The sequence below is a fragment of the Streptomyces sp. 3MP-14 genome (genome assembly GCF_006334905.2).
In the GTDB taxonomy this organism is placed as follows: domain Bacteria; phylum Actinomycetota; class Actinomycetes; order Streptomycetales; family Streptomycetaceae; genus Streptomyces; species Streptomyces triticirhizae.
Map to the genome: position 1 here is coordinate 132,429 of NZ_VDLZ02000007.1, position 15,892 is coordinate 148,320.

At 75.0% G+C, this 15,892-nt stretch carries 16 protein-coding genes and 1 tRNA gene; 8 read left to right on the forward strand and 9 right to left on the reverse strand.

Annotation, left to right across the window (positions count from 1 at the left end):
- Nucleotides 1-55: 55 nt before the first annotated feature.
- The 3 genes from FH609_RS31080 to FH609_RS13605 form a co-directional block, all read right to left on the reverse strand.
- The gene (locus tag FH609_RS31080; protein ID WP_193317951.1) at nucleotides 56-478 is read right to left on the reverse strand and encodes a hypothetical protein; all 423 of its coding nucleotides are present in this window, start codon (nucleotides 476-478) and stop codon (nucleotides 56-58) included.
- Between the two features lie 98 nt (nucleotides 479-576).
- Nucleotides 577-1,599, reverse strand: coding sequence for a helix-turn-helix domain-containing protein (locus tag FH609_RS13600; RefSeq protein ID WP_193317952.1), 1,023 nt, complete (start codon nucleotides 1,597-1,599; stop codon nucleotides 577-579).
- Between the two features lie 1,336 nt (nucleotides 1,600-2,935).
- Nucleotides 2,936-5,314, reverse strand: a complete 2,379-nt coding sequence (locus FH609_RS13605; protein ID WP_139669224.1) for an NB-ARC domain-containing protein — start codon at nucleotides 5,312-5,314, stop codon at nucleotides 2,936-2,938.
- 281 nt (nucleotides 5,315-5,595) lie between these two features.
- On the opposite strand from FH609_RS13605, the gene FH609_RS13610 reads away from it, so the two are divergent.
- From FH609_RS13610 to FH609_RS13635, 6 genes are all read left to right on the forward strand, one after another.
- The gene (locus FH609_RS13610) at nucleotides 5,596-6,309 is read left to right on the forward strand and encodes a DUF6338 family protein (RefSeq protein WP_226961634.1); all 714 of its coding nucleotides are present in this window, start codon (nucleotides 5,596-5,598) and stop codon (nucleotides 6,307-6,309) included.
- Nucleotides 6,310-6,406: 97 nt separating this feature from the next.
- A complete protein-coding gene (locus FH609_RS13615) occupies nucleotides 6,407-6,616 on the forward strand; it encodes a hypothetical protein (protein ID WP_139669226.1) in 210 nt (69 codons plus the stop codon).
- A 202-nt stretch (nucleotides 6,617-6,818) separates the two neighbouring features.
- The gene (locus tag FH609_RS13620; protein WP_193318156.1) at nucleotides 6,819-7,748 is read left to right on the forward strand and encodes a glycosyl hydrolase; all 930 of its coding nucleotides are present in this window, start codon (nucleotides 6,819-6,821) and stop codon (nucleotides 7,746-7,748) included.
- Nucleotides 7,749-7,891: 143 nt separating this feature from the next.
- Nucleotides 7,892-8,299, forward strand: coding sequence for a MerR family transcriptional regulator (locus FH609_RS13625; RefSeq protein ID WP_139669231.1), 408 nt, complete (start codon nucleotides 7,892-7,894; stop codon nucleotides 8,297-8,299).
- 46 nt (nucleotides 8,300-8,345) lie between these two features.
- On the forward strand, nucleotides 8,346-8,687 hold the full coding sequence (gene trxA / locus FH609_RS13630) for a thioredoxin (protein WP_139669233.1): 342 nt from the start codon (nucleotides 8,346-8,348) through the stop codon (nucleotides 8,685-8,687).
- 68 nt (nucleotides 8,688-8,755) lie between these two features.
- On the forward strand, nucleotides 8,756-9,304 hold the full coding sequence (locus FH609_RS13635; protein WP_139669235.1) for a hypothetical protein: 549 nt from the start codon (nucleotides 8,756-8,758) through the stop codon (nucleotides 9,302-9,304).
- Between the two features lie 57 nt (nucleotides 9,305-9,361).
- Here the strand turns inward: FH609_RS13635 and FH609_RS13640 are convergent, their stop codons facing one another.
- Nucleotides 9,362-10,813, reverse strand: a complete 1,452-nt coding sequence (locus tag FH609_RS13640) for a PLP-dependent aminotransferase family protein (protein ID WP_139669238.1) — start codon at nucleotides 10,811-10,813, stop codon at nucleotides 9,362-9,364.
- Nucleotides 10,814-10,859: 46 nt separating this feature from the next.
- Between FH609_RS13640 and FH609_RS13645 the strand changes: the two genes are divergently transcribed.
- Nucleotides 10,860-11,312, forward strand: a complete 453-nt coding sequence (locus tag FH609_RS13645) for a carboxymuconolactone decarboxylase family protein (protein ID WP_193317953.1) — start codon at nucleotides 10,860-10,862, stop codon at nucleotides 11,310-11,312.
- Nucleotides 11,313-11,364: 52 nt separating this feature from the next.
- The gene (locus FH609_RS13650; protein ID WP_226961635.1) at nucleotides 11,365-12,570 is read left to right on the forward strand and encodes an MFS transporter; all 1,206 of its coding nucleotides are present in this window, start codon (nucleotides 11,365-11,367) and stop codon (nucleotides 12,568-12,570) included.
- Between the two features lie 123 nt (nucleotides 12,571-12,693).
- Here the strand turns inward: FH609_RS13650 and FH609_RS13655 are convergent.
- The 5 genes from FH609_RS13655 to moaC form a co-directional block, all read right to left on the reverse strand.
- Nucleotides 12,694-12,767: transfer RNA gene (locus FH609_RS13655), tRNA-Ala, on the reverse strand.
- A gap of 113 nt (nucleotides 12,768-12,880) precedes the next feature.
- A complete protein-coding gene (gene glpR / locus FH609_RS13660; protein WP_226961636.1) occupies nucleotides 12,881-13,984 on the reverse strand; it encodes a gephyrin-like molybdotransferase receptor GlpR in 1,104 nt (367 codons plus the stop codon).
- Nucleotides 13,985-14,145: 161 nt separating this feature from the next.
- Nucleotides 14,146-14,883, reverse strand: coding sequence for a GNAT family N-acetyltransferase (locus FH609_RS13665; protein WP_139669242.1), 738 nt, complete (start codon nucleotides 14,881-14,883; stop codon nucleotides 14,146-14,148).
- Nucleotides 14,880-15,407 carry a molybdenum cofactor biosynthesis protein B gene (locus FH609_RS13670; protein WP_139669244.1) on the reverse strand — a complete coding sequence of 176 codons (528 nt, stop codon included), beginning with the start codon at nucleotides 15,405-15,407 and terminating at the stop codon, nucleotides 14,880-14,882. Before FH609_RS13670 ends, FH609_RS13665 begins: the two co-directional genes overlap by 4 nt.
- Complete coding sequence (gene moaC / locus FH609_RS13675; protein WP_139669246.1) at nucleotides 15,404-15,883, reverse strand: cyclic pyranopterin monophosphate synthase MoaC; 480 nt, start codon at nucleotides 15,881-15,883, stop codon at nucleotides 15,404-15,406. Before moaC ends, FH609_RS13670 begins: the two co-directional genes overlap by 4 nt.
- Between the last annotated feature and the right edge of the window lie 9 nt (nucleotides 15,884-15,892).

Here is a 15,892-nt window from a genome sequence, read left to right on the forward strand (position 1 = left end):
CCTGGGGCGGGTCGCGGACCGGCCGGTCGGCCGTTCCTTCGGGCCTGCGGAAGACTCAGGAACAGGTGTCGAGGTGCGAGTGCGTGATGTTGGTGACGTCGCCGGCCACATGGCCGGTCAGGCCGTCCACGTTGAAGCGGACCCAGTACCACCACTTGCCGTCGGCGCCCCACCGCTTGCAGGTGGCGGTGATGGACTCGCCCTGGATGGTGGTCCACGGCTTCTTGCCGGAGAACGGGTTGACCCGCGTCCAGACCGAGTGCCCGCCGTGCACCACGCCGGTGACGGCGGAGACGGAGGGCTGCCCGGCGGCGGGCTGTGCGGCGGAGGGCTGTGCGGCGGCGGGCTGTTGGGCCGTGGGCTGCTCGGCCGGGGCGGCCGAGGCGGCCTGCGGCGCCAGCACGGACAGGGTGAGCGTCGCCACGCCCAGTGCGGCGGTGGTGGCGAGTCGGGTGCGGAGTGCCAACGGTCGTGCCATCGGTGCGTCCTTCGCGTCGAGTTGAGGCCCCGGGGGCCGGAACCACGGGAAGTCTTGCCAGCGCGAGCCGCCCGGCGATGCGGCCTGCGCGCACTCCGCTATGCGCCGGGCGCACCGACCGGAACGGGGCGCGCGGCAAGGGCCTCGCGCCGGTAGGCGCCCGGCGGGAGGCCGTAGGCGGCCCGAAAGGCGCGCCCGAAGTCCGAGGGGCGCGTGAAACCCCACCGCGCGCCGATGCTGCTGACCGGGGTGTCGGCGAGCGCCGGGTCCAACAGATCGCGGCGGCAACGCTCCAGCCGCAGCGCGCGGATGGCCGTCGCGACTCCGCCCGACGGCTGGAAGATCCGGTGCAGATAGCGCACCGAGATATGGTGCGCCGCCGCGACGCTGGTCGGGTCGAGCCCGGGATCGGCCAGCCGCCGCTCGATATGCGCGCCGATCCGCAGCCGCAGCACGTCGGCGCCGGCCGGCGATGGCGGCTCGGCCGGGTCCAACCGCCGCTCGACCACCGCCGTCACCAGGTCGGTGACCAACACCCCGAGCCGCCCCGCGTCGCTGGGCCCCCAGCCGGACCCCGCCCCGCCGGCCACCGGCCCGATCAGATCCAGCAGCAGCCGCCGCAGCAGGGCGACCGCCGGATCGTCACCCGGCAGCCGACGCCCGAACAGCGGCCGTAATCGGCCTCGCTGCCACGGCAGTTGACCGGTCGGCAGCTGGAGCACCACCGAACCGGTGGACAGCGCCGGCGGCACCCGGGCGACAAACGGCTGGGTGGTGTCGTAGAGCACCATGTCGCCCGGCCACAGCCGGGTCGGCGGGCCGTCGAGCGCGATGCTCTGGCGACCGTGCAGGATCAACCCGACCTGGTACCAGCCCGGGTCCAGCTCCCTGATCTGCCGAGGCGTCCGCTTCGCGACCAGCGCCCGGTACTCCATGGCGCTGACCCGCACCGGACCGAGCGCGCCGGCGCGTAACACCCCCCGAAACGCCGACCGTTCAGGACCGGTCGGCAGCGGCTCCTGCGTGGTGACGACCACGCCCCGGCTGACGCACTCCCGCCAGGCGGCGAACCGCTCCTCGGCCGTGGCGACCTGGTCCGTGTGAAAAACCGTACGCAGCACCGTTCTCCCCCTCCCCGGAACCCCGGGCCCGGGGGGCCCGGGGTCGACGAGCGTAGGCACCGCCGGTGAACGGAACCCCCCGTTGGGAGGCTCCCCCGGTGAACCTTCGTCGCCTGGCGGCGCGCCTGGGGTTGGCGACCGGTGGGGCGTTGCTCGGTGCGTGGGCTCCGGAGGGCAACCTCGCGTCGCTTGCCGGGCGTTGCCCGTTAGGCGGCGGGGCACCGCCGATCGGTCGGGACGAACGTGCGCGCCTGCCGCCGTCACGTTGGCCACTCGCCGGGGCGGACGCGGGTTGTCGCCTGGCGGCGTGCCTTGGGCCGGCGGCGGATGGGGCGTTACTTCGCGTCGCTTGCTGGGCGTTGCCCGTTGCGAGCCGGCGCGGCGCCGATCGGTCGAGACGAAGGTGCGCGCCTGCCGCCGTCACCGCCCCGGCAGAACCGGGCGTCCGCACCCGGGGACACGCCGAGGCCGACTGAACGGGGCCCACCCCGGTGCCCGAGAACCGTTGCCATGGCGGCAACCCGCCTCCGCCGCATCTGAGTTGGCGTTCTGCCGCCGGCCGCGCCGCACTGCCCACGGGGCGCTTGCCGCGCTGGTCGGGATGCGCCCCGAGCGCGACGGCCAGCCGGTCGCCGTCAGGCTCCCGCGCGGACGCGGGAGCGGGTTCACGGGTGGTCGTCCGCACGTGCCCGGTGTCGGCAGCCCGCCGTCGGCCTGTCGGGGTGGCCTGCTGGTCTTCGCCTCGTTCTCCCGCGTGGGCGCGGCAGCCGCGCCGCCCCCGCTACGGACGACAACTCACCGTTCCCGTCCGGGGATAGCCGGCCGCCAGCCTCGCCGGGGCGCATCGCGTGCCGCGCCTGCCGGCGTGTCCCGGGGCGGGCGGCCAGTTCTGCTGCGTTCCGCCAGCTCCAGCCCGGCTGCCCAGCGGCCTGCCGGTCGCCGTCAGGCTCCCGCGCGGACGCGGGAGCGGGTTCACGGGTGGCCGTCCGCACGTGCCCGGCCTCGGTAACCCGCCGTCGGCCTGTCGGGTGGCCTACCGGTCTTCGCCTCGTTCTCCCACGTGGTCGCGGCAGCCACGCCGCTTGGCCCATGAACTCGGCCTCGACAACCCGCCGTTCCCCTCGGGCAAGTGGCCGCCGCTAGCCCCGCCGGGGCGGCCCGCGCCCCCGCCCGCCGCGCGCAGCGGCCCGCGCCCTCGCCCGCCGCGCGCAGCGGCCCGCGCCGCGCCGGCGCCCGGCGCCTGCCGGCGCATCCCGAGGCTGGCCGCCAGGCCCACCCCGCATCCCGAGGCTGGCCGCCAGGCTCACCCCGCATCCCGAGGCTGGCCGCCAGGCCACTACCCGGCGAGTTGGGCCAGCCGCTCCCGGAGGCGGTTGACCGTCGGGTGGTCCGCGCCCCGCGCGGCCAGCGCCTCCGCGGCCGTCAGGTCGGCCCGTTCGGCGGCGGCGTCGCCGTCCTCCCTGGCCACCCGCGCGCGCAGCTCCAACGCGTCGACCCAGTAGGGTCGCGCGTCCGCCGCCGCCATCTTCTCGATGGCCCGGTCCAGACAGATCCGCGCGTCGGGCAGCGCGCCCGCCTCCAGATGCGTCTCGCCGAGGCTGGTGTAGACGCGGCCCTCGTTGTACGGATCGTTCACCTCACGCAGCGCGACCAGCGCCGCGTTCAGCTGGTCCACCACCTCCGGGTAGGGGCGCAGGGTGCGCATCGCGCGCCCCCGGTGGTGTTCGAGCAGGGCAACGGCGCGCGGCACGTCCGCCGCGCCGACCTCCCCCGGCCGGATCGCCCGCAGCAGCGCCCTGGCCTCGGTGAACAGGTCGAGCGCCTCCTGGCAGCGCCACTGCCGCAGCCGCAGCAGACCCCGCATCTCCAGCGCGCTGGCCTGGCCGCGCCGGTGCTCGGCCCTGCGGTCCGCCGCCAGCGCCCGGTCCAACGCCTCCTCGGCCTCGGCGAACCGGCCCAGGCACAGATACCCGTAGGCCCGTTCCACCAGCATCCGGCCCTCGGCCATCGGGTCGCCATAGGCCTCCGCCGCGTGCCGCGCGGCCGCCTCCGCGCCCTTCGCGTGCGTGGCCACCAGCCGCTCGTGGTAGCCGAGCCGCAGATGGAGCGGCCAACTGGCCTCCGCCAGCTGCCACGTCTGCTCGTCCAGCCCGTACCTGGCGGCCGCGTCGACCGCCGCCCACAGCGTCTCCCGTTCCGCGTCCAACGCGCGCAGCGCCAGCGCCGCGTCCTCTCGCGGGCGGTCCGCCGGGACGCTCAGCCGGGCGAACGCCGGGCCCAGCCACCAGCGGTCGGGCAACACCCGGAAGGCGTGCTCGGCGGCGCGCCCCAGGACCCAGAGCACCGCGAGGCGCACCGCCCGGGCCCGCTCCTGCTCGCTCTCCTCGCGCTCCGCCCGCGCGACGGCGAACTGCCGCACCGCGTCGTGGAACCGGTACCGCTCCTCGCCGAACTCCTCCAACAGATGCACCGACGCCAGCTCCTCCAGGCCGGCGCGCGCGCCCTCCTCGTCCAGCCCGGCGATCGCGGCGGCCAGCCCCGGCGTGATCGCCGGCCAGGGCCACAGCGCCGTCAGACGCATCAACCGGGCGGCGGCGGGCGAGAGTTCGCGGTAGTTCACCTCGGTGGTGGCCCACAGGGGGTCGGGCCCGCCTCGGTCGGTCATGGTGTCCTCCCAGTCGTCGCCCTCCGGCGAGCGGGCCGCCGCCCGCTCGGCCAGCCTTCGCCCGAGCGTCGCCCAGGTCAGATGCTCGCGCTCGCGCAGCAGCGAGCCGGTCTCGCAGAGCGCCAGGGGCATCCCGCCGCAGTGCGCCGCCACCTCGCCGGCCGCCGGCCCGCCCTCGACCTCGCGCCCCGCGACGCGGGCCAACAGCAGCCGGTCGTGAGGCGGCTCCAACGGGCCCAGCGCGATGATCTCCGCTCCCGGGTCGACGCCCAGGCCGCCCAGCCGGCGCCGGCTGGTGACCAGCACCAGCGCCTCGGGATGCGCCGGCAGCAACGGGACGACCTGCCGGGCCGAGTGCGCGTCGTCCAGCAGCACCAGCAGTCGCAGGCCGGCCACGGTGTCGCGGAACCTGGCGGCCAACTCGTCGAGCCCGCCCGTCGGCTGCGGGCCCCTCGGGTCGAGGGACCGCAGGAAGACGGTGAGCACCTCGGCCGGCGAGACGGCGGTGGCGGCGGAGGCGCCGCGCAGCGAGGCGTACAACTGGCCGTCCGGGAAACGGTCCTTGAGGCGGTGGGCGCAGTCCAGCGCGGTGGCGCTCTTGCCGACCCCGCCGGGCCCGACGAGCGCGGCCACCGTGGGCGCGCCGACCGCCGGCGAGCCGTCGGGCGCCTCGGCCGCGGCCTCCAGCAGCGCGGTGAGCCGGGCACGCACCAGGTCCCGATCGGTGAAGTGGCGCGTGACCGCCGGCAGCATCCGGGGCACGGCCAGCGGCGCCCGGCCGGCCCTGGCCATCGCCTCCGCCTCCTCGACCAGCCGGGCCAACTCGACGCCGAGGTCGGTCGATCCGCTGGCGAGCCGGTGCAGCTCGGCGGCGAGCTGCCGCCGCTCGTCGGGGGTGGTCGGCAGCGTGGGGACCGGCTCGTCGGTGCCCTCCCTGGCCCGACTGGCAAGGCCGAGAAGCCGGTTGGCCAGCCGCTGCCCGGCCACGTCGGCGGCGCCGGAGACATATCCGGAGAGCGCCGTGTCCACCATCGCGAGAACCGAGCCCATCGGGTCCATCGTCCCACCCCCAACTCCACGCTGTCGGCATCGTATCGGCACCCTCTGACATGGAACGACTACGAGGAGGCGGCCGGCCTGAGGAGCCGTCACCCCGCGTCATGGGAACGGGGGCGTTGTCGGTGGTGGGCGTTACGATGGGCGCCAACTGGTCACGCTCGGTAGATGTTTGGGGCCGGCCCGGGCTTCGCCCGCCGCCCCGGCGTGTCGCGCCGGGGCGCGGGGGCGGCGCGGGACGGAAGCACGGGGGGACACGAAGGGAGGGGAGCGACATGGGGCAGGCGGCGCCCTCGACGGTGGTGCAGCTGGCGCTGTTGGCGCTGGTGGTGCTGCCCGGCGCGGTGTACCAGTTCCTGCGGGAGCGGTTCCGGGGCCCGGTCCCGGGCGAACGGGAGCTGGGGGAGCGGGTGTTGCGGGCGCTGGTGGCGTCCATCCTGCTCGACGGGGTGTATGCGGTGGCGGTCGGTCCCCGGCTGCTGCGGCTGCTGCGCGGCGCCGACGGCAAGGGGTGGGACGGGCTGCTGGAGCGGCCGAGGGCCGCCGGGCTGTGGGGGCTGGTGCTGCTGATAGCCGTGCCGGCGCTCGCCGCCGGCCTCGTCTCCTGGTGGGAGCGCCGCCGTTGGCGCGCCCGCTACCGCGGCACGCCCACCGCCTGGGACCACATGTTCCGCGCCCGTGGCTCGTGTTTCGTCCGCGTCCGCCTCAAGGACGGCACCTGGGTGGGCGGTTGGTACGGCGGCCGGTCGTACGCCACCTCCTACCCGCATCCGCCGGAGCTGTTCCTGGAGTCCGCCTGGCGGATGCGCGCGGACGGCTCCTTCGACCGGCGCACCCCGCACACGGCGGGACTGCGGGTGCTGGGCGAGGACCTGGACCTCCTGGAGTTCCTCTCCCCGCCCCCGCCCCCGCCCTCCGACCCGACGCCGCCCGATCCCACGCCCTCCGATCCCACGCCGCCGGCCGGCGACCCGAAGGCCGGGACATGACCGCGACCGGCCGGGAGGCGGGCCGCCCGGGCAGCGGAGTCCCCGCCGGCGCCCCGACCAGAGCGACGCACGCCCCACGGCACAGAGAGGTGATGCCATGCGACAACGCGACGAGTCCGAGCCGGAGTTGACGCCGCAGGAGTTGGCCCTGCTGGAGAACCCGGGGGAGGTGCGCGGCTACACGCCTTACGACGGGGTTCCCGAGCCGAGCGAGGCCCCGGGCGGCCCGGCCAGCACCTCGCCCGCCGGGGCCGGCGACGAGGAACGCCCGCCGCCCACCGGCCCGGGCGGCGGCCCCGACGCCTGAGGGGCACCACGGCGCGACGGCCCGCGCTTCCCGTGGGAGCGCGGGCCGGCGGCCTCGGCCGTCCACCCACCCGACCCAGGCCGACCGCCGCCTATATCGTTACACCATGCCGCACACACCGCCCACACCAGCCACACCGCCCACCCCGCCCGCACCGCCCACACCGCGCGAACCGGCCGCCCCCACCGCCCCGTTCGCGCCCGTGACACCCGACGCCACCCCGGCGGCCCGGGCCCTGCTCGACCTGCTCCACCGGGTCTCCGGCGAGACCACGCTCTCCGGCCAGCACAACCAGCCCGTCCACCGCTCCGCATGGACCGAGCGGATTACCGCCATCACCGACCGGGTGCCCGCCGTCTGGGGCCAGGACATCGGTTTCTCCGCGCCGGGCACCCTCGACGGCGTCGACCACCGCGAGCCCAACGTCGCCGAGGCCATCGCCTGGCACCGGCGCGGCGCGGTCATCACCTACACCTGGCACGCGGTCTGCCCGGCCGACGACGAGCCGGTCGAGTTCGAGGGCGGGATCATCAGGGAGTTCGCCCCCGCCGAGTTCGACGCGGTCCTCGAACCCGGCACCGACCTCCACGCCCGCTGGTGCGCCCAGGTCGACGTCGCGGCGGACGTGTTGCGGCGCCTGAGCGACGCCGACGTTCCGGTGCTGTGGCGGCCGTACCACGAGATGAACGGCCCCTGGTTCTGGTGGGGAGCCCAGCCCGAGCGGCTGGTCGCGCTCTGGCGACAGCTCTTCGACCGGCTGGTCCACCACCACGGGCTGCGCAACCTGGTGTGGGTCTGGAGCCCCAACGCCGCCTACGACAGCGCCACCCCGTTCGCCCCCTACTACCCGGGGCACGACGTGGTCGACGCGTTGGCCATGGACACCTACGGCGGCCACTACGAGCCCGAGCACTACGAGAACCTGCTGGCCCTCGCCGAGGGACGCCCCCTCGGGCTGGGCGAGATCGGTGACCTCCCGCCCGTCGAGGCGCTGGCCCAACAGCCGCGCTGGGCCTGGTTCATGGCCTGGCCGAACGTCATCACCGACCGCAACTCCGACGAGGCCATCCGCGCCCTCTACCACCACCCCAGAATCAGCAACCTCCCGGACCTCCCCGCCTGGCGCGCCTGAGACGCCGAGAAAGAAAGGGCGCTCCCCGGGCTGGCGTTGACGCCGACGTCAGGTACTACCGTCGCGGATGACGCGGTCAACGGCACGACAGCCGTTGACCGGCCGTCGCGCGGCGGTAGGCCCACGCCCGGAGAGGAGAGCCCATGCGCATCGGAGAACTGGCCACCCTGGCCGGCACCAGCACCCGCGCGCTGCGCCACTACGAGTCGCTGGGGCTGCTGACCGCGCGCCGCGACCACCGGGGGCACCGCACCTACGACGAGAACGATCTCCGGATGCTGCGGCAGATCCGCACGCTCCAGGACTTCGGCTTCGGCCTGGAGGAGACCAGGCCCTTCGTCGAGTGCCTCCGCGCCGGCTTCCCCAGCGGGGACGTCTGCCCCGCCTCCCTCGCCACCTACCGCGCCAAGCTCGCCGAACTGGACAGCATCATCGACGAGTTGACGCGGGTCAGACAGTCGGTGCGGGAACGCCTCAGCCAGGCGGAGGCAACGGCGGCCGACGCGCCCCCCGGCTGCGCCTTCGCGCCGCCGCCCGCCCCACCCGCCTGAACGCCCGTCGCCCCTGCCCCTTTCCCACCAACCGGGAGGCTCCGCCATGCCCGAAACCCTGGACATCACCGCCGTCACCGACGCCACCTTCGCCGACGAGGTGCTGTCCGCACCGCTGCCGGTGCTCGTCGACTTCACCGCCGACTGGTGCCCGCCCTGCCGGATGATCGCCCCCGTGCTGGCCGCGTTCGCCGCCGAACGGCGCGGCCAACTCCGCGTCGTCACCCTCGACATCGACCACAACCCGCTCACCACCATGAACTACGGCGTGCTCTCCGTGCCCACCCTGATGCTCTTCCGCGCCGGTCAGCCGCTGAAGGCCCTGGTCGGCGCCCGCTCCAAGGCCCGCCTGGCCGAGGACCTAGCCGACGAACTCGCGCCCCGCTGACCTCCCACCGGGGACCCCAACCCGCCGCCCGCTACCGGTCGTTGCCCTACCCCTCGTACCGTCGGCCCGTGACCCCCTCCCCGAATCCGCCCCGCCGACAACCCCGCCACCCGGCGACCCGCCGCCGGGCCCCGCGCCCGGCGGCCGGCCCGGGCGCCGCCGGCAAGCCGCTCGGCCCGGCCCTCGGGCTCTGCCTGCTGATCCTCGGAGCCGTCGGCTGGATACGGCACTTCTCCTCGGCGCCCGCGTACCTCGCCGTGCCGGTCACCGTCGGCCTCTGCGCGGTCTACGCGCTGACCGCCGTCCTCCTCGCCGCCGAGGGCGCCGGCGCAGCCGCCGAACAGGCCAAGGCCGACGTCCGCGCGGGCCGAACCCTCGCCTCCTACTTCGGACTCCACCCCAGCATCATGTGCGTGGCCCCGACCGGCGACGGCCCGATCGCCGTTGAGAACGGCCCCGTCCCCACCGACCGCCCCGTCCTCTCCTTCGGCAGCTCCGGCACCTGGATCTGGCTCTGGGACGCCCACCGCGACGGCGACGACACCACCTGGCGCACCTTCGCCACCCGCCGCGAGGACATCCAACTCACCACCCCCACCACCCTCGACGCCCCCTGACCCGACGAGCCGCGCCCGCCGGAACGCACCCGGGCCCTGGGCCCTCCCGGGGCGCGGTCACGTCCCGTCCGGACGAGCAGCACCGCTCCTCCCGCCCCCCGGCGGGTCCGGCAGGGTCAGGCAGAGCGCCTCCAGGGCGGCGGCGAAGGCGTGGTCCGGCGGCGTGCCATAGCCGATGACGAGGCCCTCGCGCCGGGGCATCGCGCTGTCGGGATGGCGGTAGGGGCCCAGTCCGTCGAGGGCCAGCCCCCGCCGCCTGGCCGCGCGCAGCGCCTCGGCCTCGGTGTCCTCCGGCAGTTCGAGCACCGCGTGCAGCCCGGCCGCGATGCCGCTGACCTGGATGTGCGGGGCGCGTTCGGCGAGCGTGCCGACCAACTGGTCGCGGCGCCGCCGGTAGTGCCGCCGCATCCGGCGCAGATGCCGGTCGTAGGCGCCGCAGGCGATGAAGTCGGCGAGGGCGAGCTGGTCGATGGCGCTCGACCAGATCTCCCGGGGCCCCTTGGCGGCCACGATCTCGTCGACGAGCCACGGCGGCAGCACCATCCAGCCCAGCCGCAGCGCCGGCGACAGGCTCTTGCTGGCCGACCCGAGGTAGACGATCCGGTCGGGGTCCAGGCCCTGGACCGCGCCGACCGGCTGCCGGTCGTAGCGGAACTCGCCGTCGTAGTCGTCCTCCAGCACCAGGCCACCGTGGGAACGGGCCCAGTCGACGACGGCCGCCCGGCGTTCCGGGTGCAGCGGCCCGCCGGTGGGGAACTGGTGCGCCGGCGTGAGCAGGACGGCCCGCGCGCCGGTGCCGGGCAGTTCGTCGATCCGGGCCCCGTGCGAGTCGACCGACAGCGGGACCGTGCGCCGGCCCGCCCCCTCGAACAGCTCCCGGTGGAAGTCCAGCCCGTAGGACTCCACCGCGACCGGGCCGGCCGTCAGCACGCCGCCCAGCAGCTGGAGCGCGTGGGCGAAGCCGGAGCAGACCACGATCCGGTCGGGCTCGGTGCGCACGCCCCTGGCGCGCGCCAGATACTCCGCGAGCGCCTCGCGCAGCTCCGCCCGGCCGCGCGGATCGCCCACCCCGAAGGCGTCGTTGGGGGCCGCGGCGACGGCCCTGCGGGTGGAGGTGAGCCAGGCAGAGCGCGGGAACGCGGCGGCGTCGGGCGAACTCGGCATCAGGCTGTGCGCGACGCGTGGGCGGTGCGGGTGGAGCGAGGGGCGCGCACGGTCCAGCGGGAGCGGCGTGGCGCGCCGGGCGACGCGGGTGCCGGAGCCCTGGCGGGCGTACAGCCAGCCCTCCTCGACGAGTTCGGCGTAGGCGTTGGCGACGGTGTTGCGGGCGATGCCCAGGTCGTGGGCGAGGCTGCGGTGCGGCGGCAGCCGGGTGCCCGGCGCGAGCCGGCCGGAACGGATGGCCTCCCGCAGGGCGCGCATCAGCCGGCCTCGGAGGCTGCCCTCCCCGGAGAGGTCCAGATGGAGGTCGGCCCCCGACTCCGGCACATTGGCCCACGTTTCTGCCATGGAAATGCACCATACTCGGGGACTTTTCCGCTCTTACGGTCGAGGCATGTCAACGATCCAGATCCCTGAGCGCATGAACTTCTCCGCCGTCGCCCCCAAGGTCTTCAAGGCCGTCCTGGCCCTCGACGCCGCCGCTCGCGAGGGACTCGACCCGGTGCTGCTGGAGTTGGTGCAGATCCGGGCCTCCCAGATCAACCGCTGCGCGTACTGCGTCGACTACCACACCACCGACGCCCGCCGGGCCGGGGAGACCGAGGAGCGCGTCCACCAGCTCGCGGCCTGGCAGGAGTCCAGTCTGTACACCGCGGAGGAACGGGCCGCCCTCGCGCTGACCGAGGCCGTCACGCTCCTGCCCCGTGGCGTGCCCGACGACGTCTACCAGGAGGCCGCGCAGCGGTTCGACGAGCGGGAACTCGCCCAGCTCATCGCGCTGATCCTCACCGTCAACGCGTGGAACCGGATGAACGTCGCGACCCGCAAGACGCCCGGCACCCCGTAGCCGGACCTCGCCCCGCACCCGAACCACCCGTCGACGAAAGGCTGATGACGTCGTGACCACCGAGGCCCCACCGGCGGCCGCCAGCACGGACCGCTCGCCCGTCAGGGGCTGGCTCGCCGTCCTGGCGGTGACCCTGGGCATCTTCTCGCTGATGACCTCCGAACTGTTGCCCGTGGGTCTCCTCACCGAGGTCGGCTCCGCCCTGGAGGTGTCCGAGGGCAGCGCGGGGCTGATGGTGACCGTTCCCGGCCTGGTCGCGGCCGTCTCGGCGCCCGTGGTCACGGTGGCCACGGGGCGCCTGGACCGCCGCGCCGTGCTGGTGGTCCTGATCGGCCTGATGGGCGCGGCCAACCTCGCCTCCGCCCTCGCCACCAGCTTCACCGTCGTCCTGGCCGCCAGGGTGCTGATCGGCGTCAGCGTCGGCGGCTTCTGGGCCATCGCCGGCGGGATCGCGCTGCGCCTGGTGCCGGAGAGGCACGTTCCCCGGGCGATGGCGGTCATCTTCGGCGGCGTCGAGGCCGCCTCGGTCCTCGGCGTCCCCGCCGGAACGTTCCTCGGCGACCTCAGCGGCTGGCGGACCGCGTTCGCCGCCGTGGGCGTCCTGGGCCTCGTCGCCCTCACCTGCATGGTCTTCCTGATGCCGGCGGTGCCGGCGCGACAAACCATCACCTTCGCGGAACTGCCGGGCGTCTTCCGGGGCAACGCGGGCGTGCGGGCCGGGATCGCCCTCACGTTCCTCGTGATCACCGGCCACTTCCTGGCCTACACCTTCGTCCGGCCGATCCTCCAGGAGGGCGGCGTCGACCCGGGCCTGATCGGCGCGCTGCTGCTGGTCTTCGGAGTCGCCGGCATCACCGGCAACTTCCTCGCCGGGGCCCTCGTGGCCAGGTGGCTGCCGCAGACCGCGGCGGCCATCTCCGTGGTGCTCACGCTGGCCATGGTGCTCCTCGCGCTCGCCGAGCCCTCCGTCGCCGGCGCGGCGGCCCTCATGGTCCTGTGGGGCCTGGGCTACGGGGCGGTGCCGGTCACCCTCCAGACCTGGATTCTCGACGCGGCACCTGACACCGCCGAGGCCGCCTCCTCGCTGTACGTCTCCACGTTCAACCTGTCCATCGCGCTGGGCGCCCTCCTCGGCGGCCTGGCCGTCGACGGCATCGCCACCACCAGCGTCCTGTGGATCGGCGCCGCCCTCGCCCTGGCCGCCCTCCTCGTGCTGGCCCCGGCCCGCCGCGCCCCGACCCCGACCGCTGCGGAGTAGACCAGCGCCCCCGGCCGGCCGGCCCGCACGAGGGACCGGAAACGCCGAGATCCCGTCCGATCGAGACGATCGGACGGGATCTCGGCAACCGCTCACACCTGGTTTCGTGAACGGTCCTGTCTGTGGACCTGAGGGGATTTGAACCCCTGACCCCCTCGTTGCGAACGAGATGCGCTACCAGGCTGCGCTACAGGCCCGTGCGGACGCCAGAACTCTAGCACTCCGAGGAGGGTGGGCCGAAATCCGCAGTCGTCCGCTCCCGGCCGCCGGCCGGCCGGGTCCCCGGGGGGCGTCCGGCCTGGCCGGGCGGCTACTCGCCGGCGGCCCGGCGGCGGTCGTCGTCCGCGTACTGGTCGAAGAGCGGGGTGCGCTGCGGCCCCTTCGGCTCGGCGCGGGGCGCCGGCGGCTGCTGCGGGGTCCCGGCCGTCGTGGAGCGGGCCGCGCTCCAGGTGTCGGGGGCGTCGAGGTCCACCCCCCGCGAGGTGCGCGGCGCCACCGGCGCCTTGACATAGGTCGGCAACGGAACGGGCGCCGGGTCCCAGCCCTGCGCCGGGTCCTCGGGCGCGGCCGCGTGGTCGCGCTGCTGGTCGTCGACCCACTCCGCGTGGTCGGTCTGCTCGACGACCGCCCTGGCCGGCTCCTCCCGAGCCCGAGCCCGATCCCGAGTCCGGGCGCGAGCCGGAGCCCGATCCCGAGCCGGCGCCGGCTCGGCCGTCGGCTCCGGCGTCGCCTGGCCGCGCTCCCGCAGCCGGCGCGCGGCCTCCTCCGCGCGCCGGCGGTCCACCGCGACCGCCCACCGGCGGCGCTCCTGCTTGCGCAGGTGGACCATGTACGCGACAAGCAGCAGTCCCGGGATCGCCGGCAGCCAGAGCAGGCTCGTGCTGGTGGAGACCGCGAAGATGCCGAGCAGGGTGAAGGCCAGGAAGAGCACCATGGTGGTGCGCCGCCGGCGGGCCAGGACCCTCGCGCGCTGACCGTTGCCCTGCTGCGCCCCCGAGGAGCTGCCGGCCGTGCCCCCGGTCGGGCCGCCGGAGGCCGCGCCCCCCGAAGGTCTGCCCGCCGAGGACGCCGAGGGTCTGCCGGTCGGGGAGGCGTTCCCCGGAGCCGGGTCGTCGGCCGGTTCGGCGGGTGACGAGGTGGCGGCCGATCCCACCGTGGTCACGGGCTCGGCGAAGGCCCGGAGGTCGGCGGAGCCGTCCGGGGCGTCGGGCGCGGCCGGGCCGTTCTCCGCTGTGTCCCCCTGCTCGGCCGGTGCGGGCGCGCGCTTACCGCGCGTCAGCAGCCGGATGGCGGTGCTGAAGCGTTCCGTCGGGCGGGAGTCGTTCAACTCGTCCTGCCGGCGGAGCCACATCGGCACGAGGTACGCGGCCCAGGCCCCGACGATCATTGCGAAGATGAGGCCACTGCTGCTCACGGTCACACCGTAGAGGGGTAGGCGGGGGTCCATCTGCCAAATTGGGCGGTGTGTCGCACGATCAGGCGGTCATCCCAGGGCTTTCTTCGGATTGTTATGAAGTCGGCCGTGCGTTCGGCTATCCGCGTGGCGTTCTTCACCCCGAAATTCGAACAGATTTCTTATTTACGGGGGGAGTCCTCGTGTGAGGGCCCCTCACGTGAGGGGCCGTCGTGTGATGGGCCGTGCGACGGGCCTCCGGTCGACCCCGGTGCGGAGCCGCGAGGTGGCGGGGTGTCATCCCGTCCGGTCGCCGCGTTCCGCTGACGCCAGCGGGGCACGAGACCCTGGGGGACCTCCTCGGCGGTCAACGCGAAGACGAGGTGGTCGCGCCAGCCGCCGTCGATATGCAGAAAGCGCGGCCGCACCCCCTCTTCACGAAATCCCAGTTTCTCCACCACGCGTCGACTCGGCCCGTTCTCCGGACGAATACAGACCTCCACACGGTGCAGCCCGAGCGTCAGGAAACAGTGGTCGACGGCGAGCGCGACCGCCGACGGCATCACGCCACGGCCGGCGACGGCGCGGTCGACCCAGTAGCCGATGTGCGCCGAGCACATCGAGCCCCAGGTGATGCCCGCCACCGTCAACTGCCCGGCCAGCCGCCCCTGGTAGGTCACGACGAACGGCAGCATCCGCCCCGACTGCGCCTCGGCGCGCAGATGCCGCACCATCTGCCGGAACGTGGGCCGGCGCGGCGCCAGATGGCCGTGCGGCGGGGGCGGGATCGTGGCCTCCCAGGGGCGCAGCCAGTCGCGGTTGCGCTGGTTGACCTCGCGCCAGGCGCGATGGTCCCGCTGTCTGATGGGTCGCAGTCCGACCTCGCCGAGGGCCAACTCGACGCTCCAGGACGCGTTCACGACGGGTGGTCGCCGCCGCGCAGCTGGTCCACCGCGTGCCGCAGCAGCGGGCGCAGCACCGCGAGCCCGTCGCGGACGCCGCCGGTGGAACCGGGCAGGTTGACGATCAGGGTGCGCCCCGCGACGCCGGCCAGCCCACGGGAGAGCGCCGCGGTCGGCACCTTCTCCCGCCCGGCCGCGCGGATCGCCTCGGCGATGCCCGGCACCTCGTGGTCGAGCACCCGGCGGGTGGCCTCCGGGGTGGCGTCGGTGGGGGAGATCCCGGTGCCCCCGGTGGTGAGCACCACGTCATGGCCCTCGGCGACCGCAGCGCGCAGCGCCTCGGCGACCGGCTCCCCGTCGGGCACCACCACGGGGCCCTCGACGGCGAAGCCCAACTCGGCCAGCCCCTCGACCAACAGCGGCCCGCCGGTGTCCGGATAGACGCCGGCGGCGGCACGGTGGGAGGCGGTGACGACCAGCGCGCGGTACGGCCCGCCGCCCGTGGACCCGGCGGCCGCCGCCCCGTTCAACGGCTCGCTCATCGGCGTCGGCTCCAGTCCCCGGACGCGCCACCGGTCTTCTCCTCGACGCGCACGTCGCTGATGACCGCCGCCTTGTCCACCGCCTTCACCATGTCCACCACCGTCAACGCGGCGACCGAGACCGCCGTGAGCGCCTCCATCTCCACGCCCGTCCGGTCCGTGGTGCGCACCTCGGCGGCGATCTCCACCGCGTCGTCGGCGACCTCCAGGTCGACCTTCACGCCGGAGACCGCCAGCGGGTGGCAGAGCGGGATGAGGTCGGGGGTGCGCTTGGCGCCCATGATCCCGGCGATCCTGGCCGTCGCCAGGGCGTCGCCCTTGGGCACCCCGCCACCCCGCAGCAGCGCCACGACCTCGGGCGACACCAGCACCCTGCCGGTGGCCCGTGCGGTGCGGGTGGTCGTGGCCTTCTCCGAGACGTCGACCATCCGAGCCGCACCCGTGTCGTCGATGTGGCTGAGACGAGGGCTGTTCATGACGGCTTA